General features: G+C 72.0%; 22 protein-coding genes. 12 read left to right on the top strand and 10 right to left on the bottom strand.

Annotation, left to right across the window (positions count from 1 at the left end):
• The coding region (locus tag ABD378_RS30650) for a hypothetical protein (RefSeq protein ID WP_344526059.1) at positions 1–308 on the top strand (308 nt) is incomplete at its 5' end.
• 91 nt (positions 309–399) lie between these two features.
• Here the strand turns inward: ABD378_RS30650 and ccrA are convergent.
• Positions 400–1,680, bottom strand: a complete 1,281-nt coding sequence (gene ccrA / locus ABD378_RS30645) for a crotonyl-CoA carboxylase/reductase (protein WP_344526057.1) — start codon at positions 1,678–1,680, stop codon at positions 400–402.
• Positions 1,681–1,802: 122 nt separating this feature from the next.
• Between ccrA and ABD378_RS30640 the strand changes: the two genes are divergently transcribed.
• Positions 1,803–2,786 carry an acyl-CoA desaturase gene (locus tag ABD378_RS30640; protein WP_344526055.1) on the top strand — a complete coding sequence of 328 codons (984 nt, stop codon included), beginning with the start codon at positions 1,803–1,805 and terminating at the stop codon, positions 2,784–2,786.
• Here the strand turns inward: ABD378_RS30640 and ABD378_RS30635 are convergent.
• Genes ABD378_RS30635 through ABD378_RS30625 form a run of 3 tightly spaced genes read right to left on the bottom strand, consistent with a single transcriptional unit; the run spans position 2,728 to position 9,744 of the window.
• Positions 2,728–3,753, bottom strand: coding sequence for an alpha/beta hydrolase (locus tag ABD378_RS30635; protein ID WP_344526053.1), 1,026 nt, complete (start codon positions 3,751–3,753; stop codon positions 2,728–2,730). The genes ABD378_RS30640 and ABD378_RS30635 overlap by 59 nt on opposite strands.
• A 46-nt stretch (positions 3,754–3,799) precedes the next feature.
• Complete coding sequence (locus ABD378_RS30630) at positions 3,800–7,918, bottom strand: alpha/beta fold hydrolase (RefSeq protein ID WP_344526051.1); 4,119 nt, start codon at positions 7,916–7,918, stop codon at positions 3,800–3,802.
• Complete coding sequence (locus ABD378_RS30625) at positions 7,915–9,744, bottom strand: fatty acyl-AMP ligase (protein WP_344526049.1); 1,830 nt, start codon at positions 9,742–9,744, stop codon at positions 7,915–7,917. Before ABD378_RS30625 ends, ABD378_RS30630 begins: the two co-directional genes overlap by 4 nt.
• Before the next feature lie 246 nt (positions 9,745–9,990).
• On the opposite strand from ABD378_RS30625, the gene ABD378_RS30620 reads away from it, so the two are divergent.
• Positions 9,991–11,439, top strand: coding sequence for an MFS transporter (locus ABD378_RS30620; RefSeq protein ID WP_344526047.1), 1,449 nt, complete (start codon positions 9,991–9,993; stop codon positions 11,437–11,439).
• Here ABD378_RS30620 and ABD378_RS30615 read toward each other — a convergent pair.
• On the bottom strand, positions 11,357–12,136 hold the full coding sequence (locus ABD378_RS30615) for a MerR family transcriptional regulator (protein ID WP_344526045.1): 780 nt from the start codon (positions 12,134–12,136) through the stop codon (positions 11,357–11,359). The genes ABD378_RS30620 and ABD378_RS30615 overlap by 83 nt on opposite strands.
• Positions 12,137–12,259: 123 nt before the next feature.
• Here ABD378_RS30615 and uvrA point away from each other — a divergent pair, with 123 nt between their 5' ends.
• Positions 12,260–14,833: an excinuclease ABC subunit UvrA gene (uvrA, locus tag ABD378_RS30610; RefSeq protein ID WP_344526043.1), complete on the top strand. Its 2,574-nt coding sequence runs from the start codon at positions 12,260–12,262 to the stop codon at positions 14,831–14,833.
• Here the strand turns inward: uvrA and ABD378_RS30605 are convergent.
• A complete protein-coding gene (locus ABD378_RS30605; RefSeq protein WP_344526041.1) occupies positions 14,801–16,105 on the bottom strand; it encodes an AMP-binding protein in 1,305 nt (434 codons plus the stop codon). The genes uvrA and ABD378_RS30605 overlap by 33 nt on opposite strands.
• A gap of 155 nt (positions 16,106–16,260) precedes the next feature.
• On the opposite strand from ABD378_RS30605, the gene ABD378_RS30600 reads away from it, so the two are divergent.
• From ABD378_RS30600 to ABD378_RS30580, 5 genes are all read left to right on the top strand, one after another.
• Positions 16,261–17,580: a lipase family protein gene (locus ABD378_RS30600; protein WP_344526039.1), complete on the top strand. Its 1,320-nt coding sequence runs from the start codon at positions 16,261–16,263 to the stop codon at positions 17,578–17,580.
• 138 nt (positions 17,581–17,718) lie between these two features.
• The gene (locus ABD378_RS30595) at positions 17,719–18,996 is read left to right on the top strand and encodes a PucR-like N-terminal domain-containing protein (RefSeq protein WP_344526037.1); all 1,278 of its coding nucleotides are present in this window, start codon (positions 17,719–17,721) and stop codon (positions 18,994–18,996) included.
• Between the two features lie 159 nt (positions 18,997–19,155).
• Positions 19,156–19,791, top strand: coding sequence for a hypothetical protein (locus ABD378_RS30590; RefSeq protein ID WP_344526035.1), 636 nt, complete (start codon positions 19,156–19,158; stop codon positions 19,789–19,791).
• A gap of 5 nt (positions 19,792–19,796) precedes the next feature.
• The gene (locus ABD378_RS30585) at positions 19,797–20,243 is read left to right on the top strand and encodes a hypothetical protein (RefSeq protein WP_344526033.1); all 447 of its coding nucleotides are present in this window, start codon (positions 19,797–19,799) and stop codon (positions 20,241–20,243) included.
• A gap of 123 nt (positions 20,244–20,366) precedes the next feature.
• Positions 20,367–20,558 (top strand): DUF5999 family protein, encoded by a 192-nt coding sequence (locus ABD378_RS30580; RefSeq protein WP_344526031.1) that lies wholly within the window; start codon positions 20,367–20,369, stop codon positions 20,556–20,558.
• Positions 20,559–20,588: 30 nt separating this feature from the next.
• On the opposite strand, the gene ABD378_RS30575 is transcribed toward ABD378_RS30580, so the two are convergent.
• The gene (locus ABD378_RS30575; protein WP_344526029.1) at positions 20,589–21,194 is read right to left on the bottom strand and encodes a DUF2867 domain-containing protein; all 606 of its coding nucleotides are present in this window, start codon (positions 21,192–21,194) and stop codon (positions 20,589–20,591) included.
• A 51-nt stretch (positions 21,195–21,245) separates the two neighbouring features.
• Positions 21,246–21,878, bottom strand: a complete 633-nt coding sequence (locus ABD378_RS30570) for a TetR family transcriptional regulator (RefSeq protein ID WP_344526027.1) — start codon at positions 21,876–21,878, stop codon at positions 21,246–21,248.
• A 125-nt stretch (positions 21,879–22,003) separates the two neighbouring features.
• Between ABD378_RS30570 and ABD378_RS30565 the strand changes: the two genes are divergently transcribed.
• A complete protein-coding gene (locus tag ABD378_RS30565) occupies positions 22,004–22,282 on the top strand; it encodes an antibiotic biosynthesis monooxygenase (RefSeq protein ID WP_344526025.1) in 279 nt (92 codons plus the stop codon).
• 17 nt (positions 22,283–22,299) lie between these two features.
• Here ABD378_RS30565 and ABD378_RS30560 read toward each other — a convergent pair whose 3' ends face one another.
• Positions 22,300–22,911 carry a TetR/AcrR family transcriptional regulator gene (locus ABD378_RS30560; RefSeq protein ID WP_344526023.1) on the bottom strand — a complete coding sequence of 204 codons (612 nt, stop codon included), beginning with the start codon at positions 22,909–22,911 and terminating at the stop codon, positions 22,300–22,302.
• 109 nt (positions 22,912–23,020) lie between these two features.
• Here ABD378_RS30560 and ABD378_RS30555 point away from each other — a divergent pair, with 109 nt between their 5' ends.
• Both ABD378_RS30555 and ABD378_RS30550 read left to right on the top strand, forming a co-directional pair.
• Positions 23,021–24,520, top strand: coding sequence for a cytochrome P450 (locus ABD378_RS30555; protein WP_425583894.1), 1,500 nt, complete (start codon positions 23,021–23,023; stop codon positions 24,518–24,520).
• 89 nt (positions 24,521–24,609) lie between these two features.
• The gene (locus ABD378_RS30550; protein WP_344526019.1) at positions 24,610–24,909 is read left to right on the top strand and encodes a hypothetical protein; all 300 of its coding nucleotides are present in this window, start codon (positions 24,610–24,612) and stop codon (positions 24,907–24,909) included.
• Here ABD378_RS30550 and ABD378_RS30545 read toward each other — a convergent pair.
• Positions 24,854–25,126 (bottom strand): hypothetical protein, encoded by a 273-nt coding sequence (locus ABD378_RS30545; RefSeq protein WP_344526017.1) that lies wholly within the window; start codon positions 25,124–25,126, stop codon positions 24,854–24,856. The genes ABD378_RS30550 and ABD378_RS30545 overlap by 56 nt on opposite strands.
• Positions 25,127–25,265: the final 139 nt, after the last annotated feature.

Genomic DNA, 25,265 nt, shown 5'->3' with positions numbered 1-25,265 from the left:
CGCACGCCCCCGGAGCCGGCGCGACCGCGGCCCCGCGTCCGACGCTGACGGCGAAGTCCACCGTGAGCAGCGTGCGCGCGTGGCACAACTTCCGCATCTACGGAGTCGGCCGTCACATGCGGCCGGGCACACGCGTCACCCTGCAGCAGAAGCAGGGCAAGTGGTGGGTGTCGCTGCCCGCTTCGGTGTACACGGCGCGCTCCGGGGCGTACAACATGCGGGTCAAGCTCGGCTGGAAGGGACGCAACGCCCTGCGCATCGTCGGCGGCCGCGCCATCTCGCCCGTCGTCCGTGTGACGGTGCGCTGAGCCGTGACCTGTGCCCGGTCATGCGCTCACGGGCCATGACCGGGACGCGGTCACGCCCTCACAGCGCACGCTGAGACTTCAGGTCAATGGCTCATGTCGCGCCCGCGCCCCGCTTACCAAGACCGGTCCGCGGCGCGAGCGCCAGTACGCCGACCTTCCCGGTGTGGCGGTTGGACTGGACGAGACGGGCGGCTTCGGCGGTGTCCCGGAGGTCGTACGTCACCGACAGGGCGGGCCGGATGTGGCCGAGGTCGATGAGGCGGGCCACCGCGGCCTGTTCCTGGAGGTTGGCTCCGTGGCTGCCGATGACGCGCTTGAGGCGCATCCAGAGGTAGCGGTTGTCGAACTCGTGGAGATAGCCGGTGCTCGATCCGCAGGTGACGACGGCGCCGCCCCTGCGGACCACGAAGACGGAGACCCCGAAGGTCGCCCGGCCGACGTGCTCGAACACGATGTGCGGGTCCTCCCCCACCGCGGCGCGGATCCGCTTGCCGAGCCTCTTGCCGACCGCCGCCGGGTCGGCCGGAGCGGTGCCGGTCAGGCCGATCTCGGCACGGTTGATCACCGCGTGACAGCCGAAGGCGCGAGCGCGCTCCGCCTTCTCCTCGCTGCCGACCACGCCCACCGCGATACCGCCCCCGTTGCGTACGAGCTGCGCGGCGTACGCGCCGAGCCCGCCCGCCGCGCCCCAGATCAGCACGATGTCGCCCTGGGTCATCCGCGCACCGCGGTCGCTGATCAGCATGCGGTAGGCGGTGCCCGCGCACAGCGGATTGCCTGCTGCCTCCTCCCAGGTCAACCTGCCCGACTTTGGGAGGAGTTGGCTGGCCCGGGCCACGCAGTAGTGGGCGAGTCCGCCGAAGTTGGTCTCGAAGCCCCAGGCGAGCTGGGAATCGCCGAGCATGCCGTCGGCGTGGGTCGCCGGTTCCTCGTCGTCGACGTAGGCGGGGGTGACCACGACCTCGTCGCCGATGTTCCAGCGGCGCACCCCGGCGCCCGTACGGACGACGACGCCTGCCGCGTCCGAACCGACCACGTGATACGGCTTGTCGTGCCGCGCCGCCCATCCTCCTTTCGCGCCGAAGTGCCGCAGAAAGGCGAACGTGGATATCGGCTCGAACATCGCCGACCACACGGTGTTGTAATTTATCCCGCTCGCCATGACGGCCACCAGGACTTCGTCCGGGGCGAGTTCCGGCATCGGCACGGAACCCACGTGGAGTGTTTTGCGGACATCTTTGTCCACCACCCCTGTGAAACTCTCCACATCCTCACTCCGCAGATGCGCGGCGGTGAATTCGGCGGGTAAGGGAAGTCGGCGCAGCTCATCCGCGTCGGCTCCCGCGACGACTGCCTCTGCGAGCACATCCATGACGTTCCTCCTTCGGCACAACTGTCCAATGGTTCGGGTTCGGTTCATCACTTTCCGAGTAGAGGCCTCACCATTTCTGTCGCTAATGTCCGGCCCACCCGCACTGAGAGGTGGAAATCCGCATGGCAGAAGAGAGCGCGAACGCCGCATGGGGCGAACGCATGGGCATGTCTGACCGGGTCGTGGTGGGGGTGTTCGTCGGCATTCCCTTCATCGCGGTGATCGCATCCGTCGTCGTGCTGTGGGGCTGGGGCGTGACCTGGCACGATCTGGTGATCGGCGCGGTCATGTACGCCATCGCCGTGCACGGCATCACCATCGGCTACCACCGCCTGTTCACGCACAAGGCGTTCAAGGCCGCCCGCCCCCTGAAGATCGCGCTCGCGGTGGCCGGGACGATGGCCGTCGAGGGCGACGCGATCACCTGGTGCGCCGATCACCGGCGCCACCACCGGTTCGCGGACCGGCCGGGAGACCCGCACTCCCCCTGGCGTTTCGGCACCTCCGTGCGCGCTCTGCTCAAGGGCATGGTGTGGGCGCACGTCGGCTGGACCCTCAACAACGACAGGACCGACCAGCAGAAGTACGTCCCCGACCTCCTCGCCGACCGCGATCTGGTCCTGGTGGCTCGCTGGCAGCCGCTGATCGTGCTGTTCTCGTTCGGTGCGCCCGCCGTCGTGGGAGGGCTCTGGGGAGAGGGAAGTTGGGACTCCGGCGCCGCCTGGTCCGCCTTCTTCTGGGCCGGGCTCGTGCGCATCGGTCTGCTCCATCACGTCACCTGGTCGATCAACTCGATCTGCCACATCAGCGGGGCCCGGCCCTTCCGGGTAAGGGACCGCTCCGGAAATGTGTGGTGGCTCGCCCCGCTCTCCGGCGGCGAGTCCTGGCACAACCTCCATCACGCCGACCCGACGTCCGCCAGGCACGGCGTACTGCGCGGCCAGCTCGACTCCAGCGCCCGGCTGATACGCCTCTTCGAGCTGGCCTCGTGGGCGAGCGCCGTGCGGTGGCCTGACGAGCGGCGGCTGGCCCGTCTCTCCGCCGACGTCAGGGCGCCTTCGCGGGAAGGCCAAGGCCCGCCGCCAGCGTCGGCCAGGAAGCCTTGAACTCACGCTGCCAGGAGGGCCAGGCGTGCGAGCCGCCGCGGTAGAAGTTGACCGTCGCCGGGACTCCGGAGCGGTCCAACTGCCGGGTGAATCCGTGCGCCTGGCCCCACAGCGTGCCCTCAAGGACCGCCCCTTCGAGGTTGCCGAAGTCGCTGCTGGGGATGCCGCTGCCCTGCGAGACGTAGAGCCGGGTTCCCGCCAACTGCTCGGCCAGGGCCGCCGGGTTGTGGCGGTTCCAGTTCGCGCGGTGCAGGAAGGGGCTGCCCCAGAGGGCGGAGGGAAGCTGGAACTCCCGGGCGACGATGGCGTTCATCACCGTCGGCATGCCGAGGGCCGTCGTGTCCAGGACGCCGCTGTACGAGGCAGCCGCACCGAAGGTGCCGGGGTGCCGGGCGGCGAACGCCATGGCGCCGTAGCCACCGGTGGAGACTCCGGCGACGGCTCGGGTGCCGTTGGCCCGGTAGGTGTCGCGCAGCAGGCCCGTCAACTCCTCGACCTGGAAGGTCTCGTAGTCGGGGGCGGTGGGGCTGCCGTGGTTCCACCAGTCGGTGGGGATGCCGGTGGGGCCCGATGCCGGGATGACGGTGACGACGTCCTTGTCGGCGAGGAACTCCTCGACGTCCGTCTCGCGGGTCCAGGAGGTGTAGTCGTCGTGGGCGCCCTGGAGGAGGTAGAGCACGGGCCAGGTGCGGTCGGGCTGTTCCTTGAAGCGGGTCGGCAGGATGACGCGCACGGGGAGCTGTTTGCCCACGGCCGGTGAGTCCACGGTGAGGTCGACCGTGCGGGAGTCGAGCCACTTCTCGCCGACGACGCGCGGGCCGCCTTCGACGACTCGGGCTGCCGCCGGCGACGCGGTGGGTGTTCCCAGGGCGGTGGAGGTGCCCAGGGCGCCGCCGGTGGCGAGGAGGGCGGTGACCGCGGCGAGGGCGGCCAGCTTCTTGCGTGGTCTGCGGTGCTTCTGGGGCATGGGGGTGGTCCTCTCCTCGGGCAGGCGGGGCGTGGCTGAGTGCGGGTCAGGCGTCGGGCAGGTCGCGGGTCAGGAGCTCCGCGAGCGTGTCCACGACCGGGGGGTCGAGCAGGGAGAGATGGTGGCCCGGCAGTGGGGTGACCGTGAGGTCGGTGCAGTGGGCGTCCCAGCCGAGGCTTTCGTCGTCCCTTTCGTAGCGGGCGTCGCGCACGGTGTGCGGGGCCGGTTCGGTCGCCCGGTAGAGGAGGGTCCGGCCGGTGTACGGGCCGGGCGTGTGGCGTTCGCCGCTGCGGAGGTCGAGGGCCGAGGTGCGCTGATGGTCGAGCACGGCCTGGGGCAGGTCGACGGCCTGCTCGATGAGCTTCATGACGAGGGCGATCTGCTCGGCGTCGTCCCGGCGTGCCAGTTCCTCGTAGGGGAGGGAGAGTTGGGTGCCGTAAGTGCGGGCGATGTACGTCGCGAAGTCGGCATAGCGGCGGTGGGCTTCCTCCACCGGGGTCAGCCCCGGTGGCGCGGGCAGCGGCAGTACGGAATCGAGGAGCACCAGGGCGCGGACAGTGCCGTGCCGCGTGAGGAGCCTCGCGGCTTCCTGGGCCAGGAGTCCGCCGTAGGACCAACCGCCCAGCAGCCAGGGCCCATCGGGGGATGTCGCGCGGATGCGTTCCGCGAAGTCGGCCGCGCGGGGCTTGACGTCCTCCGGGGCGGTCAGCCTGTCGAAGCCGTGGACGGGACGGGATCCGGCCAGGCGCTCGGCGAGGCGTGCGTACACCTCGGAGGTGCCACCCGCGGCGTGGGCCAGGAAGAGAGGGATGCCGTCGCCCGTGTCGGCGAGGACACGAAGGGGTCCCCTCACCTGGGACTCCTCCCCCGCCCCGTGGGGAGCCCCGCCCCGACCTCCACCCCGCCCCCGCCTGTCCGCCTGCCGACTCCCCGGCAGCAGATCCGCGACCCCCCTGAGCGTCGCCTGCCGCAGCAGCACCCCCGGCTCCACCCGCACCCCGAACTCCCGCTCCACCGCGGTCCGGATGCGCACCGCGGTGAGCGAGTCGAGGCCCAGGTCGGTGAGGGGAGTGTCGGCGTCGATGCGGTCGGGGGTGTAGCCCATGACGTCGGCCACGCAGCCGCGGAGGCGGTCGAGCGGACCCGTGGCGCGGGTGCGGGTGCGGGCCGGTGCGTGACGTGGCGCCTCGTGCGGGCCGGGTTCCTCCCCCGCCCAGAAGCGGCGGTGCCGCCAGCGCGGCGTGGGGACGTCGACGACGCGCGCGCCTTGCTGCGGGCCCTGAAGTGGCGTGGGCACGCCGACATCCCGTACGAGCAAGGAGGCCAGCGACGTACGGAAGGTGATCGCGTCATCGGTGTCGCGGCGCAGGGTCGGGAGAATCAGCGAACCATCCGCGCCCGCGTCCCGCAGCGTCTCGGTCAGCGGGTGCAACTGCGTGGGATGCGGGGCCACTTCGACGAATACCCGGTGGCCGTCGTCCGCGGCGGCGCGTACCGCCTGACTGAAGCGGACGGGACGCCGCAGGTTGGCCACCCAGTAGTCGACGTCGCAGGGCGCAGGGTCGCGCGGGTCGGCGAGGACCGTGGAGTAGCGGCGGCAGCCGGGCCGCGCGTGCCGCACGGTGCCGAGCTCCCGGGCGAACTCGGTGAGCAGCGGGTCGACATCGGGCGAGTGACCCGCGCCGGTGACACGCAGCGAACGGGCGAAGCCGCCCTCCCTGGTGACGTGGTCGACGAGTCCGCGCACATCCTCGGCGGACCCGGAGACCACGCTCTGCGCGGGGGACGTGTGTACGGCGACCTGGAGCGTGCGGAAGTCCGAGGCCAGGGCCTCGATGTGCTCACCAGGGCGGTCCACCACGGCCATGGCGCCGCCCGTGAGCCCGGCGAGGAGCCGCGACCGGATCGCCACGACGCGTGCGCCGGTGGCCGCGTCGAGGGCGCCGCAGGCGACGGCCGCGGCGATCTCCCCCATGGAGTGGCCGATCACGGCGGCGGGCTCGAAGCCGTACGACTTCCACAGCTCGGCGAGGGCGACCTGCATGCCGTAGAGGGCGGGCATGACGACGGCGGGCGAGGTCAGATCGGCGCCGGGATCCATGCAGTCCCGCAGCGAGATCCCGGCCTGCTCGCGCAGCACCGGCTCGATGCGGTCGACGGCGGCGGCGAACTCCGGCTCTGCTGCGAGGAGTTCACTGCCCATCCCGGCCCACTGCGACCCGTACCCCGAGAACACCCACACCGCTCCGGGACCGGCCCCGGGATCAGCCCCGGACGTGGACGCCCCGACCACCACCCGCCCATCCGGTTCGCGTCCGGCCAGGCGGACCAGCGCCGTGGTCAGCTCATCCCGGCCGTGGGCGACGACCGCCGCCCTGTGGCGGCCCCGCCCCACGCGGCGCGCCAGCGTGCGGGCCAGGTCCGCGGGGCGGACCGAGCGGCTTTCCGGTCCTGTCAGCCACTGGGCCAACTCCCCCGCGTACGCGCGCACGCGGTCCTCGGTGACGCCGTCGAGCAAGGCTATGGCGGGGGCGCAGGCCGCCTGGCGCGTGCCGCGCGGCACGCGGTGCTCCGCCAGGATCACGTGGGCGTTCGTGCCCCCGAAGCCGAACGCGGAGACTCCCGCGCGTGCGGTGCCCGAGTAGCGGGGCCACGGCTCGGGGCCCGTGACGACGCGCAGGCCCAGTGCGTCGAGGTCGGCGTGCGGGCCCGGTGCGGTGAAGTGCAGGTGGGGCGGGATCTCGTCGTGGTGCAGGGCAAGGACCGTCTTGATGAGCCCGGCGATGCCCGCCGCCGCTTCCAGGTGACCGATGTTCGTCTTCACCGAGCCGATGAGCAGTGGCTGGTCGGCGGCCCGCCCACGCCCCGCGCCGAGCGCGGCCGAAAGCGCGGCAGCCTCGATCGGGTCGCCCAGAGCTGTGCCCGTGCCGTGTGCCTCGACGTAGTCCACGGCCGCGGGCCCGGTGTCGTGGCACTGCTCCAGGAGCGTGCGCTGGGCTTCGGCGCTCGGCGCCGTGAGGCCGTTGGAGCGGCCGTCCTGGTTGACGGCGGTGGCCTCGATGACCGCGAGGACGCGGTCGCCGTCGCGTTCGGCGTCCGCGAGGCGCTTGAGGACGACGACGCCGCAGCCCTCGCCGCGCACCATGCCGTCGGCCGACGCGTCGAACGCCTTGCACCGGCCGTCGGCGGCCAGCGCTCCCGCCCGCTGGAAGCCGAGCGTCACCGCGGGCGAGAGGAGCAGGTTCACCCCGGCGGCGAGCGCCAGGTCACTCTCCCCCGCACCGAGGCTGCGTACGGCGTGGTGCACGGCGACGAGCGAGGAGGAGCACGCCGTGTCGACCGCCATGCTCGGGCCGCGCAGGTCCAGGAGGTAGGAGAGACGGTTCGCTGCGATGCTCAGGGCCGCGCCCGGCGGGGTCCAGGCCCCGACCGACTCCGGGTCCGCGGTGGTGAGATGGGCGTACTCGTTTCCGCTGATGCCCACGAAGACTCCGGTACGGGTGCCCGCGAGGGACGGCGCGGGCAGGGCCGCGTGATCGACGGCGTCGCGGGCGACCTCCAGGAGCATGCGCTGCTGCGGGTCCATGGCGGTGGCCTCGTCCGCGCCGATGCCGAAGAACTCGGCGTCGAAGCCCGCCACGCCGTCGATGCCCCCGTCCCCGAGGAATCCGCCGTGCCTGCTGATGTCGTCCGGCAGGCTCTTCCCCTCCCGCACGTCCCGGACGAACGGCGCCCAGCGGTCGTCGCCGACGGTGCCCACGGCGTCGCGCCCCTCGCTCAGGAGCCGCCAGAATGCGGCGGGCGAGGTGACCGCGCCGGGCAGCCGGCAGCCGACGCCGATGACCGCGACCGGTGAACCGCCTTCCGCGGACGGCACGTCGGCGCTCGCCGGCTCCCCCGACGGCGAACCTCCGTGCTCCGGTTCGCCGCGCGCCACCCGCAGTGCGAGCGCGCCGATCGTCGACGCCTCCCAGAGCAGCGTCGCGGGCAGCCGAGTGCCCGCCAGATCGCTGAGGCGCGCGGTCAGGACGACCGCGTCACGGGAGGTGAGGCCCAGCTCCGCCAGCGGGCGATCGTCGGCGATCTCCTCCGCCGCGAGGCCGTACCAGTCGCTCAGGCTCTCGACGATCGCGGCCCGGATCTCCGTGTGGCCCACGTCCCTCATCGCGCACCCTCCGCGCCGCCCCGGCCCCCCTCGTCGAACGCCCCGAGCAGGTAGCGCGCCCGGCCCGCCGCTCTGGCGACCTTGCCGCTGCTCGTCCTCGGCAGCGAGCCCGGCGCTATGAGGAGGAGCTCGGCGAGGCGCAGTCCGTGCCGGGCCGACACGGCCGCGGTGGCGGTGCGCAGCGCGGCGAGCAGGTCCTGGTCCGTGGGTTCCGCGCCGCGCCGGTGCTCGGCGACCACGACAAGGACGTCGGTCTCCGTGCCCGTCCAGGGCACGCGGAACGCGGCGAGCCGGTCCCGGCGCACGAGGTCGACGGCCGACTGCACGGTCTCCTCGATGTCCTGGGGGTAGTGGTTCCGGCCGTCCACGATGATCAGGTCCTTGAGCCGCCCGGTGACGTACAGCCGACCTCCGTGGAGCGCGCCGAGATCCCCCGTACGCAGCCATCCCGCCTCGCCGTCCTCCGCTGTGGCGTCGGGTGGGCGGAAGCCGAACACCTCCTCCGAGAGCCCGCTCCGCTTCCAGTAGCAGAGGCCGGTGTTGGGCCCGCGCAGCTGGATCTCGCCGACCTTTCCCGGACCCAGTGCGGCGCCGGTCGCCGGGTCGGCGATGCGCAGCTCCTGCCCTGCCGGGGTGCCGCAGGCGACCAGGTGCGTCGCTTCCGGGTCCGTCGGCTCCCGTAAGCCGAGCCGCCCTTCGGACAGGGCGAGCGGATCGCACGCCAGGACCGTGGGTGGCGCGGTGAAGGTGTCGGTCGTCACGAACACGGTGGCCTCGGCGAGGCCGTACGCCGGGCAGTGCGCCTCGGGCGCGAGGCCCGCGTCGGCGAACGCGTCGCGGAAGCGGTCGACCGTGCCGGGGCGCACGGGTTCGCTGCCGTTGATGAGGACCTTGACGCGGTCGAGGCGCAGCTCGGCGGCCTCGTCCCTGTCGATCCTGCTCGCGCAGTAGTCGTAGGCGAAGTTGGGGGCCGCGCTGATCGTCCCGGGGTACGCGGCGAGGAGCCGCAGCCAGCGCACCGGGTGCTCCAGGAAGGCGACCGGGTCCATGAGGACCGAGGGGAAGCCGCCGACCACGGGCGCGGCCACGCTCAGGACGAGGCCCATGTCGTGGAAGAGCGGCAGCCAGCCGACCGTCGTGTTGCTCCTCGCGTCGGCCGCGAAGGCTTCGATGGCCTGGCGGGCGTTGGCCACCACGTTGGCGTGGCTGATCACGACGCCCGCCGGGCTCCGCGTGGAGCCGGATGTGTACTGGAGGTAGGCGATGTCGTCCGGTTCGAGCCGCTCCGGAAGGGCGATCGCGGACGTCTCGGCGTGCCGGTCCACGCCCGGCCGGTCCACACTCGGCCGGTCCACACTCGGCCGGTCCACCAGGACCACCGGCACCGGCGGCAGCCCCTGCTCGGCCATGAACCGCTCGACGCCGGCGGCGGTGCCCGCATCGGCCAGCACGCACGCGGGCTCGCAGTCGGCGAGGACGGCGGCCAACCTGCCTTCGTGACCCGGCAGTTCGGGGCTGAAGAGCGGTACCGCGATCACCCCCGCGTAGAGACAGCCGAGGAACGCCGCCGTGTAGTCGAGGCCCTGCGGGAGGAGCAGGGCCGCGCGCTCCCCGGGGCCCGCGCTCGCCGCGATCCTTCCGGCGATGGCGCGAGCGCGGACGTCGAGGCCCTGCCAGCCGAGGGTGTGGTGCAGGCCGAGGGAGGACGGCTCGGGGAACTCCACGTGGGTGAAGGCTCGTTGGTGCGGGCGGCTGGCGGCCCAGTGCGTCAAGTATTCGGTCAGCAGCGGGTGTTCGGGGGCCTTGAGGGTCTGGGGACTGGACATGGCGGCTCCAACTGGGCTGCGCGGGGACCAGGGCGGGCGTCGGGGGCGACGGGGTGAGCGGTGCACCAGGTTCCGCCCGGATGTGACCCGTGAGTAAGACGGGTTGCTGACAGATCGTCTGACACCGTCTGTCACTCAACTGACAAGCCCGCGCACCGCATTAGGCGCCGGTGGCAGCAGCGGCGACCTGACGTCGCCCCGGAGAATCCGGCAGCGCCACCACATCGCGATCGAGGGGAGCCACACGTGGGCCGGGGCAGGCTAACCGCTCTTCTGGCGATGCTCGCCCTGGCCGGATTCATCACGACGCTCGACAACACCGTCATCAACGTCGCTTTGCCGACGGTCCAGCGTGAACTCGGCCTGAGCGTCACCGACTTGGAGTGGGTGGCCACCAGCTACGTACTGAGCTTCGGCTCGCTCCTCCCGGCCGGTGGCAGGCTCACGGATCTGCTCGGTCGGCGGGTGGTCCTCGCGGCGGGAATCGTCGTCTTCACCGCGGCCTCACTGGCGGCCGCCCTCGCGGACAGCGGCGGGACGCTCATCGCGGCGCGCACGGTGCAGGGGGTGGGTGCCGCCCTCGTCATCCCGGCCTCGCTCGCGGTGGTCGCCGCCGATCTGCCCGCCCGCAGGCGCGCCATGGCGGTCGGCCTGTGGACGGCGGCGCTCGCGGTCGCGCTCGCGCTCGGTCCCGTGGTGGGCGGCTTCGTCACCGAACGGTGGGACTGGAGCTGGGTGTTCCTGCTCAACGTCCCCTTCGGCGTCATCGCCCTGCTCCTGGTGCCCGCCGTCCCCCGCGCCGTCACCCGCGTCCGGCACGGCCTGCTGCCGCTCCTCGATCTGCCGGGCGTCGCGCTCTCCACGACCTCGCTCTTCCTCCTCACGTACGGCCTCGTCAGGGGCGGGGAGCACAGTTTCAGCACGCCGCCCGTGCCGCTCTGCCTCTGGCTCTCGGCGGCCACCGGGATCGCGTTCGTCGTCGTCGAGTCGCGGACCTTTCTGCCGCTGGTGGATCTGCGGCTGCTGCGCAGCCGTTCGCTGAGCGGGGGCGCGGCGGCCCAGGTCCTTTGGGGCATCGGGGTCAACGGCGTGTTCTTCTTCACCGCGCTCTACCTCCAGCGCGTGCTCGGCTTCTCCCCCACCAAGGCCGGTCTCGCCTTTCTGCCGCTTGCCGGTGCGCTGCTCGTGACGACGCCGTTCGCCGAGCGTGCGGCGAAGGCGGTGGGGGCGCACTGGTCGATCGCCGGAGGGCTCGTGCTTGTCGCGGGCGGCCTGGTGTGGGTGTCGGGGACGGGGCTGCACGCGCAGTACTGGGACCTGCAGCCGGGGCTGCTCCTGATCGGCGCGGGCTCGGCCCTGACGACGCCGCTGACGGTACGTTCCGTCGCCGATGTCCCCGCGACGCGCACGGGCATGGCTTCGGGCCTGGTGAGCGCCGCCCGTGAGATCTCCGGGGTGTTCGGGGTGGTCCTGGTCGGCGTGGTCCTTACCCGTACGGAGCGCACGGCGCTGCGGGACGGCGCCGATCCGCGCAGCGCGTTCCTCGACGGCTACGACACTGGGCTGCAACTGGCCGCGCTCTGCGTCCTGTTGGGGGCTGCGGTCACCGCGGTCACGTTGCGGCGTCCGGCCCGGCACCGGCGTACTCGTGAAGTCGGCCGGACGCCGCCAGCATGGCGGTCGCACGCGCGGTGATGCCCGCGAGGCGTTGCGCGATGGCCGCACGGAGCGCGTCGGGGCTGCCCGTCTCGCGCAGCCCTTCGAGGACGGCCTGGATCTGGGGCAGGGGGTAGTGGCCCTGCCGGAGGATCCTGACGATGCGGGCGTCGCGTACGTCGGCGGGATCGAACCAGCGGTAGTGGGTGCCCGGTTCGCGCTGGGGTGCCAGGAGGCCCGCCGACTCCCACACCCGCAGCGCCGAGGTGCGCACACCGAGGCGGGCGGCCACCTCGCCGATGCGCAGGCGCGGTGGCGTGGCGGGCTGCGGGGTGCCGTCCGGGGCCTCCTTCGCGTCCGGGGTCTCCCTCGTGTCCGGGGTCTCCTTCGCGACAGCTTCCAGCGCCTCGCCCGCGGCCCGCAGGGAGAGCCGCTGCTGGTGCAGGTCGGCGTGCCCGGCGTCGACGAGGGTGAGCGCCAGCGGCAGGTCTCCCGCGTGAACGGCCCGCATGATCGCCTGGGCGGTGTCGAGGCCGTAGCCCGGGACGAGCGCGCGATAGGTGAGCAGGGCGTCGCGGTGGCGTGTGTCGAACCTGCGGTATCCGGCGGGCGTGCGCGGGGTGGGCGGCAGGATGCCCGCGTCGGCGTAGTTGCGGATCTGCTGGGTCGAGACACCGGCTGCCCGCGCCAGATCGACGGGGCGCAGTGCCGTGCGTGCCGTCTCGACTCGGCTCATGAAGGGACCTCTCCTGACTTCCGTTGCACCTCGGAGTTGAAGGTTAGCCGAGCACATCCCCCCTACACGCGCCCTCTCTCGCGCAAAAGTCTCAATAAGCACTTCAATGGAACACTTGAAGGCATGGATGCCAGCACCGCCACCCCCACCGCCGATTCGATCCGCATCAAGGGCGCGCGCCTTCACAACCTCAAGAACGTCTCGCTCGCCATCCCCAAGAACCAGCTCGTCGTCCTGACCGGTCTCTCCGGCTCCGGCAAGTCCACGATCGCCTTCGACACCCTGCACCGGGAGGGTCAGCGGCAGTATCTGGAGTCGCTCGGCCTGGTCACCACCTTCGTCAGCAAGCCCGCGGTCGACTCGATCACCGGCCTCTCACCCTCGATCAGCGTCGACCAGCATCTGACCAACCGCAGCCCCCGGTCGACGGTCGGCACGGTCACTGAGGTCTTCACGTATCTGCGCCTGCTGTGGGCGCGCATCGGCCACCGCCCGTGCCCGGCATGCGGGCAGGACGTCCCGCCCGCCTACCACGTGAGCGGCGACGAGCTCTGGGACGACGAGCCGTCCGGCACCGGACCCGACGCCGACGCGTCGCCGGACGACCGGCCCGCGCTCCCCTGCCCGCACTGCGGGACACCGGTACCGGGCATGGTGATGGGGACCTTCTCCTTCAACAAGCCCGCCGGCGCCTGTGTGACCTGTACCGGCATCGGCACCGTCTTCCAGGCCGATGTGCGGCGCCTGGTCGACGACGGCCTGAGTGTCGCCGGGGGTGCCGTACTCGGCTGGCTCCCCGCGCTGACGACGCGCAACATCCCGATCCTGCGCGCCGCCGGTGAGCACTACGGCTTCACCTTCGACGCGGACGTACCCGTAGGTGAACTGGGCGGGCCACAAAGGGACTTGCTCCTGCACGGCGTGGAGAGCGAGCAGTTCCGCCGCCACTTCCCTGATGCCGCGCCACCGGCGACGGTCACCCGCGGCCGCTTCGAGGGCGTGGTCACGAACATGCTGCGGCGCTACGCCGAGCGCATTGATGACGCCGCCTACCGCGAGAAGACGGAGAAGTTCCTCGTCAACGACGTCTGCCCGGACTGCGAAGGCACCCGCCTGCGCCCGGAGAGCCGGCGGGTCACCGTCGCCGGGCTGAATGTCGTCGACGCGTCGCGCCTGCCGCTCGACGAGCTCGCCGGGTGGATCGACGGCCTGCGGGAGTACGTCACGGACACCGAGGCGTGGCAGGTCACCGAGCCGATCGTGGACGATCTGCGGGAGCGCGTGCGCCGCCTCGTCGACGTCGGGGTCGGCTATCTGACCCTGGAGCGTGCCACGCCAAGCCTCTCGGCGGGCGAGACCCAGCGTCTACGCCTGTCCGCGCTGCTCGGCTCGGGCCTCACCGGCGTGCTGTACGTCCTGGACGAGCCGACCATCGGACTGCACCCCGCGGACACCGCCCGCCTGGTCGACGTCCTGCGCCGCCTGCGCGACCTGGGCAACACGGTCCTGGTCATCGAGCATGACCTCGATGTGCTGCGCGCGGCCGACCACGTCGTGGACGTCGGACCGGGCGCGGGCCGCGCGGGCGGGCACATCGTGGCCGCGGGTTCGCCGGACGAGGTGGCGGCGACCAGGGGTTCGGTCACCGGCGACTATCTGTCCGGGCGCCTCGCGATGCCGCTCCCCGCGCTCCGGCCGCCCGCGTCCGGCGCCGAGTTGGTCATCCGCGGGGCGCGGGCGCACAACCTCAGGAACGTCACCGCGCGGCTGCCGCTCGGGCGGCTCGTCGCGGTGAGCGGCCCCTCGGGCTCGGGCAAGTCGTCGCTTGTGCTCGACATCCTCGGGCGTGCCGCCAGGCAGCGCTTCCACGGCGCGAGCGACGCGCCGGGCGCGCACGACGGGATCGAGGGCTGGGAGCATGTCGACAAGGTCGTGACCATCGACCAGCAGGCGATCAGCCGGGTGCCGCGGTCGAACGCGGCGACGTACTCGGACGCGTTCACGCCGATCCGTGAGGCGTTCGCCGCGAGCGCCGACGCACGTCAACGCGGGCTCACCGCGGGGCACTTCTCCTTCAACGTGGCGGGTGGCCGCTGCGAGCGGTGCACGGGTGCGGGTGTGCTGACGGTGCAGATGCACTTCCTTCCCGACGTGGAGGTACGCTGCCCCGCCTGCCGCGGCCGTCGCTTCAGGCCCGATGTGCTCGCCGCGCGGTACGGCGGTCACGACATCGCGCAGGTCCTCGACATGACCGTCGACGAGGCGCTGACGGTGTTCGCCGCCGTGCCGGGTGCGGCGACGCGGCTCCGGCGGATGTCCGACGTGGGCCTCGGCTACCTCCGGCTCGGCCAGCCCGCGACCACGCTCTCCGGCGGTGAGGCCCAACGCGTCAAGCTGGCCAAGGAGTTGGGCCGCCGCGCCACCGGCCGCACGCTGTACCTCCTGGACGAGCCCACGACCGGCCTGCACGCCGCCGACACGGCGCGCCTGCTCGGCGTCCTGCAACGCCTGGTCGAGGCGGGCAACACCGTCATCACCATCGAGCACAACCTCGACGTCATCCGCGCCGCCGACTGGGTCGTCGACCTCGGCCCCGAAGGCGGCGCCGCGGGCGGCGAGATCGTGGCCGAGGGCACCCCGAAGGAGATCGCCCGGACGAGCGGGTCACGGACGGGGGCGTTCCTGGACGGGGTGTGACCCAAAGCCCGGGGTGTCGCCGATGACCGTCACATAGCCGTCAGGTCCAAGGACCGCGATGTCGCCCGTACGCAGCCACCCGCCCGGCAGCAGCCTTCGCCCCGTCTCCGCCGGGTCGCCCCAGTAACCCGCGCACACCTGCGGCCCCCGCACCAGGAGTTCACCGGCGTGCCCCGGGGGCAGCTCGACCTCCGGGGCGCCCTCCTGGCCGATGCGGACCTCGGTGCCGGGCAGGGGCAGGCCTGATGTGCCGGGGCGGGCGTTGGCGCCGCGCGGGTTGGCGAGGACGGCGCCGGCCGCATCCGGGACGCCGTGGCCCTCGACGAGCACCGCGTCGACGGAGTCCCGGATGCGGTCGGCGGTCCCGGCGTCCAGCGTCCCGGTCAGCCAGGTCCGCACGGTGGCGAGGGCCTCCAACTCGTGGGCGGGGCGCTGGAGAAGCCGTCGGCAGTCGGCGGGCTCGGCCGACAGGAGGGTCGCCTTCCGGCGGCGTGCCGTGCGCAGGAGCACCTGCGGCTCGGGGGTCGGCAGAAGGACGGTGCGTGTCCCGGTGAGCAGCGGGGCGGTCAGGCCGAACAGCAGCCCGTGCGGGCGCCACAGGGGCGTGACGGCCAGAGCGGTCTCCTGGCCGTCACGCAATTGCGGGTGCCACAGAGCCAGTTGATGGGCGGCGGCGACGAGGTTCGCGTGGGTGAGCATCGCCGCGGGTCCTTCGGCGGTGACGTACGCGAGGACGGCCGGATCGCGCGGCTCCGCCCCGCCGCCGCCCGGTTTCCAACGGACCGGCTTGCGCATACGGCCGTGCCCCGGCCACTCCCCGTCGACCGGAACAGTGACGACATCCCGTACGTACGTGCCACCGCGCACCGCATCGAGCCGCTCCCCCACCGCGGCGCCGGCGATCACCAACACCGCACCGGAGTCAGCCAGTTGATGCCGCAGCGCCTGCCGCGATGCCTCCGGATCGATCGCCACCACGACCGCCCCCAGTCGCAGCACCGCATGCCACGCCACCGCGAACCACGGACAGTTGGGCAGCACCAACGCCACCCGGTCACCGCGGCGGATGCCCCGCGTCCGCAACGTATCGGCGCATGCGCCCACAGCGCGGTGCAGCCCCCGGAAGCCGGACCGGCCGCCGTGGCGCTGGGCCGCCGCGTCGAGCAGGCCGGGGAGCGTGACGTCGGGGACGTGCAGGCGGTGCGGCACTCCGGCGGCGTAGAAGCGGAGCCACGGTCGTGGGTCCTGGGCCGTCACCTGTGGCTCGGTCATGACCTGATCGTGGCGCAGGAGGGCAGGTCGTCACTTGTGCCCCGCGCACAGTTCCGGCCCGGCGGGCTGTGGTTCCGCTGACTATCAACGCCCGGTTACCGCTCCGTAACTTCACGGCGTGCACAGCAATCGCCCTCAAGACGAAGGAGCAACCCGTGCGCAGGCCAAGAGCGAAACGGAAGAAGAGGCTGCTCGCGCTGACCGCGGCCGTCGCCCTGGCGGGCCCGGGCCTGGGCCTCGGCGTGCCGACCCTGACGGCGGGCGCCGCCGCGGCCCCGGACGCGTCGGCGGTGTGCGACGCCCCGGACGAACGGATCTACCAGGTGCCGGGTTCCGTCCCGAGCGATCCCGGCAGCGTCATCGCCTGCCGGACGACCGAACTGCCCCACGTGCCGGGCAACATCCCGATGCACGCCTGGAAGGTCCAGTACAGCTCGAAGGACAACACGGGCGAGCCGGTCGCCGTCTCCGGCACCGTCGCCGTGCCGGACGCGGAGTGGAAGGGGCGGGGCAGCCGTCCTGTCGTGGCCTTCAACCCCGGGACGCTGGGGCTCGGTTCGCAGTGCGCGTTCTCCAAGCAGCTCGCGGGCGCATTCCAGGACGAGTACGAGGGCGAGAACATCGCGGCACTCCTGAAGGCCGGATACGCCGTCGCCGCGACGGACGGCGCGGGCTATCTGGACGGCCAGACCCATCCGTACGTCTCCGGGGCCGACGCAGGGCACGCGCTCCTGGACATCGCGCGCAGCGCTCCCCGGATCCCCGGCAGCGGCCTCGGCCCGAGGACGAAGGTCGGCCTGTGGGGCTACTCCGAAGGCGGCGCGGCCAGCCTGTGGGCGGCGCAGCTCGCGGCTTCGTACGCCCCTGAACTCGACGTCGTCGGCGACGCGTCCGGCGGTGTGCCGGGCGACCTGAAGGTGGTCGCCAAGGCGCTCAACGGCAGCCCGTTCGCGGGCTTCATGGTGGACGCCGTGCTCGGCCTGTCCTCGGCGCATCCCCGGATGCCGTTCGACGAGCTCATGAACGACCAGGGCAAGGAGACCCTCGAGAAGGCCAGGTCGCACTGCCTGGCCGGCACGATCTCGACCCTCGCGGGCCAGAAGATCGAGGACAACACCAAGGACGGTCTCAGCCTTGAGCGGCTCTACGCGCTCAAGGGCACGGACGGCAGGACGTGGGGCCAGGTCGTCGACGCGCAGAAGCTCGGCGTCGGGATCGGCCGCGCGGGCTCCGGCGCCACGTACGAGATCGACTTCCCCGTCCTGCAGTACCGCGGCGCGCTGGAGGAAGTCATCCCGATCGAGACCGAGGACGCGACGCGCAAGGCGTACTGCGAGGCGAACATCACCACCCAGTGGAAGGTCTATCCGGGCGAGCACCTGACGACCGACCAGCTGGCGAAGGACGACACGGTCAAGTGGCTCGGCGACCGGTTCGAGGGCAGGCCGGAGTTCGGCAACTGTCTGTTCCCGTGAGTTAGTTCGCACGCGCTGCCTCTTGTCACGCGGGTGACAGGAGGCAGCATCATGTCTGTCCGTCCTCGACGGGCCGCCGCGGACCCGTGGCGGTATCTTCACCAAACCTTTGTCCCCCGCGCGCAGAGGGAGCACACCATGGTGAACGGTTCGACGCTGCCCGCCGGCATACCCCCGGCAGGCGCCCCCGCGTCCGCGGGCACCCCGGCAGAGGAGTCGTACGCCGCTTTCAGGGCCTTTCCCTCGGGCCTCCACGATCACGTGAGACCGTTCCTCGACGACATCACGTCGGAGGTGGTGCGGGCCATCCGCACGGAGATTCCGGAGTACGCGCGCCCCACCGACGACACCTACATGCATGTCGTGAACCGGGGCGTGGAACAGGCCCTTGAGGGGTTCCTGGCCCGCATGGCCCATCCGGACACCGACTGGGAGTCGGTGAAGGCCACCTACCAGAACATCGGCAGGGGCGAGGCGGACGAGGGCCGGAGCCTCGACTCCTTCCAGTCGGCGCTGCGCCTCGGCGCGCGTGTCACCTGGCGCCGGGTCAATGCCCTGGTCGACGCGGACCTGTTGCCCCGGCATGTCCTCGCCGCCTTCGGCGAGGCGCTGTTCCTGCACCTGGACGAGATGGCCGCGGCGACCACCGCGGGCTACACCGAGGCCAGGCTGCACGCGGCGGGCGAGCTCCAGCAGCGCCGGGCCCGCCTCATCGACCTGCTGACCGCCGACCCTCCGGCGTCGGCGGAGGCCATCGCCGATCTCGCGCAGACCGCCCAGTGGCCCATCCCGCGCGAGGTGGCCGTCGTCGTCATCGACCACGCCCTCACCCCGGAGACCATCAGGCCCATCGTGCCGCCGGAGTTCCTCGCGCGCTTCTCCGAGCAGCCCGGCTGCATCGTGGTGCCCGACCCGGAGGGCCCGGGGCGGGCCCGCTCCATCGCCGCCGCGTTACAGGGCCTGCGGGCGGTGATCGGTCCCACGGTCGCCCTGCACGAGGGCGCGCGCTCGCTGCGCTGGGCGCTCGACGCGCTGGAACTGTCCCGGCGCGGAATCCTGCCCCGCGCGACGCTGCTGCACTGCGCCGACCATTTGGCGACGCTGCTGCTCTTCCACGACGAGGCGCTGATCGACGCGCTCGCGCAGCGATATCTGCTCCCCCTGAACGAGGTGCGCTCACCGCAGCGGGAGCGCCTCGCCGAGACCTTGCTGTGCTGGCTGCGGTGCGGGCACAACGCGAGCGAGGTGGCCACGCGCCTGGCCGTGCATCCGCAGACGGTCCGCTACCGCCTGCGGCAGCTGGACGAGGTGTTCGGCGCCCGGCTGCATGATCCGGTGGCGCAGTTCGAGATGCAGTTGGCGCTGCACGCGTTGAGCCTGCGGCCGGATGCCGATGAGGTGAGCGCGGTGCGGTAAGCCTGGCGCGGCGCCGAGCCCTGTGCCGTAAGCCCCCGGCGGGCCGGACTCGTCACCCGGGCACGTCACCCGGACGCGCCGCGAGGGCGGCCGTCCGTGGCCGTGATCGAGCCGTAATGTCCCCTTCGCCCCAACTCCCAGGCGAAGGAGAGTTCTTACGTGCGTGCCCGTCACATGGCCGCTGCCGCCGCACCCGCCGTCCCGGCCGTCCCGGCCACGAGGCGGACCACCCGGATCCCCCCTCGGATCCTCCCCCGCCTCGTGGTCCTCTTCCTCCTCCCCCTGCTCACCACCCTCAGCGGCACTTTGCTCGCCCCGGCACACGCCCACGCGGACGCCCTGGTGCAGCACGCACCCGTCGGCAGCAGCCTGCTGGCCCCGCCGCCCGCTGCCGACGAGCCGTGCACCAGCAAGGACCCCGCGGTCTGCCTGATCCGGCAGATGAGTCCGGAGGAACGGGAGCGGGCCCGCGAGGTGCGGCTGCGCTACCACGGGCTCCTGGACACCATGGAGCGCGTGGCGGACCGTATGCACGAGGAGGGCCGCTCCGACGAGGAGATCGCCCGTGTCCTCGTCGACATGCGCAACGAGGCCAAGGACATCACCCGCGCCGGAATGAGCCCCGAGGCGGTGCAGGCCCTGGAGGAGCGGAACATGAAGAAGTACGGCAACCCCCTCGGCCCGACCGCGGACCAGCAGTTCGCCAAGTACGGCAGCTGGGCCAAGGTCATCGAGGCGGCGACCCGCACCAGCGCCGCCGTCGACCAGGAACTCGGCATCCCGCCGCGCGCCTGACCTCCATGCTGCTCCAGGATTACGACCACCACGGCCGGTCGTGGACCCTCGATCCCCGAACGGGGCTCCTCTCCCCCGCGTCCGGCCGCTGCCACGGCTTCGTCCACGCGGGCGGGGAGGCGCCGGCGGCGCTGTACGCCGACCCCTCCGACGGGGAGCCGACCCTCTGGTTCCAGTACGGCCGACGCCGCTGGGACTGCGACGCGGTGACGGCCCATCAGTCCACCGGGCCGAACGGCACCCGCCGCTTCACGGTCGAGGGCGCGCGAGGAACGGCCCTCGAACTCCTCTACCCCGCACCGGACACCGGCCCCTTCGACCCGACGTACGACTGGATGGACGCGGAAGGGGACGACTTCTTCCTCTGGGCCGCGGGCCGTCTGACGGACGTGGACACCCCGTCCCGTACCACACTCCTCGCGCACTTCCGGGCCGGTTTCCTCCCCACCTGAGGTCCCAAGTAACCTCTCCGAGCGATGAGTTGACGCCCCCTGCGGAGTCTTCACTCACACAAGGAGAAACCGAACAAGACCGGGCCGCGCGCAAGGTTCGCGACCCCCACCCGGAGGTACACCATGTGCACCCACCAGCCCCCGTGCCCGCCCGCCGACAGCCCCGACCACGTCGCCGCCCGCATCCTCTCGGCCCACCCCGAACAGGGCTGGAGCCTGTTGTGCAACGGCACGATCGTCTTCGACGACACCGGCGAACTGCTGCCGGACGGACGGGTGGTGGCGGTGACCAGGCCGCTGGCGATGGCAGCCTGACCGCACAGTCGTTCTTGGAGTTCCGGCCCCCTACGTACGCACGGGCGGCTGCCCCTCGGCACCCGCTCGCCACGAGCGTTCGATCTCCCGCATCAGCGCCGGGTAGACGATCCAGACCCGGAACGGCTTGATCGCCGCCATGTAGGCCGCGCCGAACCGGCCGTTCGGCTTCACCAGGACCGTCATCTGGCCGCGATGGCCGCCGGATTCGTCGGGCACCCAGCCGATGTGCATGACCGTGTGCACGGTGCCGTTGGCCATCTCCGCCGCCCACTCGTCCTTGAGCAGGTACAGCGGGGTGAGCGGGAACGTGTCGGACTGCGGGCCCTTCGGGGCCTCGCGCAGGTCGTCGGGCATCCTGTCCCGCAGGGAGGCCACCCGGGAGCCCAGGCCGGACTTCGGGCGGTCCCAGCCGAGCAACGCGCCTATCTTCCAGCGCGCCGCCCACACCACACGCACGATGAGCGGGGCGCCCTCCGGGAAGTTGTCGCCCGACACGGTCTGCGACACCAGCCTGGGGAGATCGTCGGGGCCGCCCGGCGTGGGCAGCGCCCAGACGTCCTCCACCTGGAAGTCGGGGGCGAGTTCGTGGATCCGCCACGGCCGTGACGTGTGCGCGGTCTTCGGCAGCTTCATTTCCTGAACCTCCGTGTCGGTGTGCGCCGTCGGCGTGGAAGCGCCGACGCTCTACGGCTCGGCCCGGTAGGCCTTGGGCGGCAGACCCAGCAGGCCTCGCACCGCCCTTTCGATCAGTTCGACGTCGTGCGGGACGTGCCCGGCGAGGCTGCTCATCAGGCCTTCGAGGGTGCCGAGGTAGGCGAGCGCCACCTCCTGGGGCGGTGGCCCGGGAGGAATCGCGCCGCTCTCCTGTGCGGCGGCGATCCGGCCGGCGCATGCGGTGGCGAGCCGCTGGATGACTTCGGTGAGCGCGCGTCCGACCGCGTGGTCCTGCCCGGAGAACTCGACCGACAGCGCCCTCATCACGCGCGCCACGTCGCGGCGGCAGTAGATCGCGTGGCCCCGCGCCATGACGAGCAGCGCGTCGACGGGGTCGGCCTCTTCGGCGGCAGGAGCGCCCACCTCGGCGTTCCAGGTCTCCTCGACCCACTTCACCACGGCCAGCGCCAGCTCTTCCTTGTTGGCGAACAGGTGGTACAGGGCGCCACGGGTGTAGCCCGCCTCGGCTGCCACCCGCTCGAGCGCCACGTTGCCGTACCCGTACGTGGAGAACCCGCGCGCCGCCGACTCCAGCAGGGCGCTCCTGGTCCGCGCGCGCCGGTCAGCCTGCTTCTCGCGAACACCTTCAGGTCGTGCTGTCATCGCCACCCTGTTTCACATACAGACATGTATGTAGGTTACTTTGAGGCCGCGCAGCACCGCAATACGAAGCACCGCACTACGAGCTGACCTCACGCACTACGAGCTGACCTCACAAGGAGAGCTTCATGAAGGTAGGCATGGTCGCGAACCACTATCCGCACGCCGCGTACCGCGAGGAGTTCATCGCGCGCGTTCACCGGGTCGCCGAGGAGTTCCTGCGGACCCCGGGATGCCTTTCGGCCGACTGCTGGGTGTCCGACGAGGCCGTGGTCTCGATCGTTCAATGGGAGTCCGATGACGCCTTCGCGGCATCCTTCGCCGCCGTCAAGGCGGCCGGGCTCGATCTCGACTTCGACGAGCGCGAATCACGCCCGCGCGAGATCCGCAGGCTCATGGCCGCCTGATCCCTGAAGGGGACACCTCAGGGCGCGATCGCGCCGAGCAACGCCCGCGCGCACAGGTCCCGCACCTCTGCGCGCGGCAGCAGTTCCGGCTCCTCCAGCCACTCCAGGCAGACGGTCACCATGAAGGCGAGCCAGCCGCGCACGGCCAGGCGCAGGGTGGGCAGTTCGTGGGTGGTGGTCGCCGTCCCGGGATCCGCGGCCAGGGCTTGAAGGATCTGGTCCTCGTGGGCCGCAAGGCCTTCGCGGTAGATCCTGCGGACCGTGGCGTCGCCGGTCTCCTCCGCGCGGTGGAAGGCGCGGAAGCCTTCGGCGCGCGACTCGACGTATGCGAGGAACGTGTCGAGGCCCGTGCCGATCTGGTCGCGGACCGGGACTCCGGGCACGGCTGCCGTCAGGCGCAGCATGCGCCGGCTCTCGCGCTGCACGACGGCGGCGAAGAAGTCGCTCTTGGTCGGGAAGTAGTGGTACAGCAGGCCGCGTGAGACGCCCGCGATCTCCGCCACCCGCTCGACCCACACGTCGTCGTACGGATTCTGGGCGAAGAGCCGCGCCCCTGCCGAGAGCAGCTGCTCCCTGCGCTCCTCGGTGCTGAGTCTGCGGCGCGTGCGCTCCTGCGGGTTCGCGGCCATGTGAGCACCTTACTTGACGTGGATTCAATAGCGGGACCAGACTGGAACTCCTTATTGAATCCGCGTACAACAGGCTCAATGGGTCTGCGGCACAAGGGAGATGACACAGATGGCGCAGGTGTCGCAGACATCGCAGGTGGCGCAGGGCGGTGGGGTGGCTGGGGCTGCTGCGCCTTCCGAGGCTCCCAAGGGGTTCCGCAGCGCCGAGCTCGGGTGGCCGCGTCTCGACCTCATCCCGCATCCGCCGCGCCGCCTGCCCCTGATCGGCGACGTCCTTGGCGCCCATGTCCGCACGCCCGTGCAGGATTCGATGCGGATCGGCAGCAGCCTGGGGCCCATCTTCCGCCGCAAGGCCTTCGGCAAGGAGATCGTCTTCGTTTGGGGCGCCGAACTCGCGGCCGAGCTGGCCGACGAGTCACGGTTCGCCAAGCACGTGGGCCTGGGGGTCGCCAATCTGCGGCCGGTCGCAGGTGACGGCCTGTTCACCGCGTACAACCACGAGCCCAACTGGCAGCTGGCGCACGACATCCTCGCGCCGGGCTTCAGCCGCGACGCGATGGCCGGCTACCACCCGCTGATGCTGGACGTCGCCCGGCAGTTGACCGCCCGCTGGGACACGAACGAGGAGTCCGGCCACTCCGTGGACGTGCCCGGCGACATGACGAAGCTGACCCTGGAGACGATCGCCCGCACCGGCTTCGGCCACGACTTCGGCTCCTTCGAGCGCTCCCGGCCGCACCCCTTCGTGTCGGCCATGGTCGGCACGCTCTCCTACGCCCAGCGCCGCAACGTCGTACCGCCCGTTCTCGCACCGCTGCTGCTGCGCGGCGCCACCCGGCGCAACGCCGCCGACATGGCCTATCTCAACCGCACCGTCGACGACGTGGTCGCGGCCCGCCGCGCGTCGTCGGGTCCCGGCGACGGCGATCTGCTCGACCGGATGCTGGAGGTCGCCCACCCCGACACCGGCGAGCGGCTCTCCGCGGAGAACATCCGCCGTCAGGTCATCACCTTCCTGGTCGCCGGGCACGAGACGACATCGGGCGCCCTGTCGTTCGCGCTGCACTTCCTCTCGCGCTCCCCCGAAGTCCTGGCCCGCGCGCAGGCGGAGGTCGACGAGGTCTGGGGCGACGCGGAGGAACCCGCGTACGAGCAGGTCGCCAAGCTCCGCTATCTGCGCCGCGTCCTCGACGAGTCGCTGCGGCTGTGGCCGACCGCGCCCGGCTTCTCCCGCCAGGCCCGGCAGGACACGACGATCGGTGGCGTACACCCCGTGCGCGAGGGGGCCTGGGCGCTCGTCCTCGCCACGCTGCTGCACCGCGATCCGGCGGCGTGGGGCGAGCGGCCCGAAGAGTTCGACCCCGACCGGTTCGCCCCTGCGGCGGTACGTGCGCGGCCCGCCCATGTCTTCAAGCCGTTCGGCACGGGCGCGCGGGCCTGCATCGGCCGTCAGTTCGCGCTGCACGAGGCGACGTTGGTCCTCGGACTGCTCCTTCGCCGCTACGACCTGCACGCCGATCCCGGCTACCGCCTGCGGGTCGCCGAGCGCCTCACCCTCATGCCCGAGGGCCTCACGCTGCACCTCACCCGCCGCGCCAAGGCCGCGTAGGACGCGATTGTCAGACCCGTGCGCAAGAGTGGAGGGTCCACCGGTGCGAGCCATCGGTCCTTCCGACCCCGCGCAGAGGAGTTCTCGACATGACCGGCACGCCGACCCCCGAACTGGCCGCCGCCCAGGCCTGCTTGCGGCTGCTGCACACCGCACGCGCCGCGCTGTCCGGCCCCTCGACGGCCGCGGCGGCCTCGCTGCTCGCAGGCCCCATGGCGGAGGCGGACGAAGCGCTGCGCCGCGCGGGCCTGACGGGCAACGAGGCCGAGCTCCTGAACAGGATCTACGACCTCGAGCCCGACCGCCCCGATCCCGGGGCCTGCCCCGCTTCGGCTAGCTCGGCTCCGTCGCTTCCTCAGGCCGCTCGGACTCCCTGGGCTTCCAGGTGAACTTGTCGCCGCCCACCCAGCGCACCAGATCCGGGTCGTCCACGTCGTGCACGACGAGACCCGCCTGAGCGGCCACCTCCAGGACGTCGACGAGTTCCCTGGCCTCGCCGACCACCTCGCCGTCGAGCTCCACGATGCGGAAGGGCGGTCGGCCGGGGTTGACGCCAAGGACCGTGATCCGAGGGTTCGCCATATAGAGGTACGCGCTTTCGGTCATGTCTGGAGGCTTCCACGCTCCGGCTCCGTCATGACCATCATGACCTGCCCGTTCGGCCGCTCGGGCTACGCGCCGGTCGGCTCGGGGCGCCCGACGAGCCGCTCGGCCGCCGAGCGCGCCGAGGCGAGGGCCGCCCTGC

This window comes from Streptomyces rectiviolaceus (assembly GCF_039533825.1).
Taxonomy (GTDB): domain Bacteria; phylum Actinomycetota; class Actinomycetes; order Streptomycetales; family Streptomycetaceae; genus Streptomyces; species Streptomyces rectiviolaceus.
Note: the sequence above shows the minus strand (reverse complement) of the source record. Positions and strands in the feature narration are given on the sequence as shown.

Excerpts from the sequence above, each read along its gene's own strand:
- ABD378_RS30640 (WP_344526055.1), top strand. The coding sequence starts at position 1,803 with ATGGCAGAAGAGAGCGCGAACGCCGCATGGGGCGAACGCATGGGCATG.
- ABD378_RS30555 (WP_425583894.1), top strand. The coding sequence starts at position 23,021 with ATGGCGCAGGTGTCGCAGACATCGCAGGTGGCGCAGGGCGGTGGGGTG.
- uvrA (WP_344526043.1), top strand. The coding sequence starts at position 12,260 with ATGGATGCCAGCACCGCCACCCCCACCGCCGATTCGATCCGCATCAAG.
- ABD378_RS30565 (WP_344526025.1), top strand. The coding sequence starts at position 22,004 with ATGAAGGTAGGCATGGTCGCGAACCACTATCCGCACGCCGCGTACCGC.
- ABD378_RS30625 (WP_344526049.1), bottom strand. The coding sequence starts at position 9,744 with ATGTCCAGTCCCCAGACCCTCAAGGCCCCCGAACACCCGCTGCTGACC.
- ABD378_RS30575 (WP_344526029.1), bottom strand. The coding sequence starts at position 21,194 with ATGAAGCTGCCGAAGACCGCGCACACGTCACGGCCGTGGCGGATCCAC.
- ABD378_RS30585 (WP_344526033.1), top strand. The coding sequence starts at position 19,797 with ATGCTGCTCCAGGATTACGACCACCACGGCCGGTCGTGGACCCTCGAT.
- ABD378_RS30630 (WP_344526051.1), bottom strand. The coding sequence starts at position 7,918 with ATGAGGGACGTGGGCCACACGGAGATCCGGGCCGCGATCGTCGAGAGC.
- ABD378_RS30605 (WP_344526041.1), bottom strand. The coding sequence starts at position 16,105 with ATGACCGAGCCACAGGTGACGGCCCAGGACCCACGACCGTGGCTCCGC.
- ABD378_RS30560 (WP_344526023.1), bottom strand. The coding sequence starts at position 22,911 with ATGGCCGCGAACCCGCAGGAGCGCACGCGCCGCAGACTCAGCACCGAG.
- ABD378_RS30615 (WP_344526045.1), bottom strand. The coding sequence starts at position 12,136 with ATGAGCCGAGTCGAGACGGCACGCACGGCACTGCGCCCCGTCGATCTG.
- ABD378_RS30580 (WP_344526031.1), top strand. The coding sequence starts at position 20,367 with ATGTGCACCCACCAGCCCCCGTGCCCGCCCGCCGACAGCCCCGACCAC.
- ABD378_RS30550 (WP_344526019.1), top strand. The coding sequence starts at position 24,610 with ATGACCGGCACGCCGACCCCCGAACTGGCCGCCGCCCAGGCCTGCTTG.
- ABD378_RS30570 (WP_344526027.1), bottom strand. The coding sequence starts at position 21,878 with ATGACAGCACGACCTGAAGGTGTTCGCGAGAAGCAGGCTGACCGGCGC.
- ABD378_RS30635 (WP_344526053.1), bottom strand. The coding sequence starts at position 3,753 with ATGCCCCAGAAGCACCGCAGACCACGCAAGAAGCTGGCCGCCCTCGCC.
- ccrA (WP_344526057.1), bottom strand. The coding sequence starts at position 1,680 with ATGGATGTGCTCGCAGAGGCAGTCGTCGCGGGAGCCGACGCGGATGAG.
- ABD378_RS30595 (WP_344526037.1), top strand. The coding sequence starts at position 17,719 with ATGGTGAACGGTTCGACGCTGCCCGCCGGCATACCCCCGGCAGGCGCC.
- ABD378_RS30545 (WP_344526017.1), bottom strand. The coding sequence starts at position 25,126 with ATGACCGAAAGCGCGTACCTCTATATGGCGAACCCTCGGATCACGGTC.